The 853-nt window shown below is 68.0% G+C and carries 1 protein-coding gene; it reads left to right on the plus strand.

Translation table 11 applies throughout. The features are described 5' to 3' along the window. Positions 1–845 (plus strand): ISL3 family transposase (locus tag M4I32_RS15160; protein ID WP_319035315.1); only part of this gene is annotated, 845 nt, incomplete at its 5' end. Positions 846–853: the final 8 nt, after the last annotated feature.

Below are 853 nucleotides of genomic sequence, written 5' to 3' on the forward strand. Positions count from 1 at the left end.
TGGACCGGTTCGACAACGTGACCACGATCGGCGTCGATGAGCACGTCTGGCGACACACCAGGTTCGGCGACAAGTACGTGACCGTGATCATCGACCTCACCCCCACCCGCGAGAAGACGGGGCCCGCGCGGTTGCTGGACATGGTCCCGGGTCGGTCGAAGCAGGTGTTCAAGCAGTGGCTCGCCGCTCGCCCGCAGGCCTGGCGCGACGGGGTCGAGGTGGTCGCGATGGACGGGTTCTCCGGGTTCAAGACCGCGACCGCCGAAGAGCTCCCTGACGCGGTCCCGGTGATGGACCCGTTCCACGTCGTCCGCCTCGCCGGTGACGCGCTCGACCGCACTCGGCAACGCGTTCAGCAAGATACTCTCGGGCACCGCGGACACGCCGGCGATCCGCTCTACGGCGTCCGCCGCACCCTGCATACCGGCGCGGGGTTCCTCACCGAGAAGCAGAACGCTCGGCTCAAGGCGGTGTTCGCGGTCGAGGAGCACGTCGAGGTCGAAGCGACCTGGGGCACCTACCAACGCATCGTCGCCGCCTACCGCGAACCCGACAAGCAGAAGGCCAAGGCCATGATGCAGGCGGTCATCGACTCCGTCACCACCGGAGTCCCCGCCGCGCTGGTCGAGCTCCGACGGCTGGGCCGGACCCTGAAACAGCGCGCCGCCGACGTGCTCGCGTTCTTCGACAGACCCGGCACCAGCAACGGCCCGACAGAAGCGATCAACGGGCGGCTCGAGCACCTCCGAGGCTCGGCCCTCGGCTTCCGTAACCTCACGAACTACATCGCCCGCTCGCTACTCGAAGCCGGAGGCTTCAGACCCGCACTACACCCTCGTTCGTGAAGAGCCCC

It is taken from the genome of Microbacterium sp. LRZ72, assembly GCF_033792225.1.
Lineage (GTDB): Bacteria > Actinomycetota > Actinomycetes > Actinomycetales > Microbacteriaceae > Microbacterium.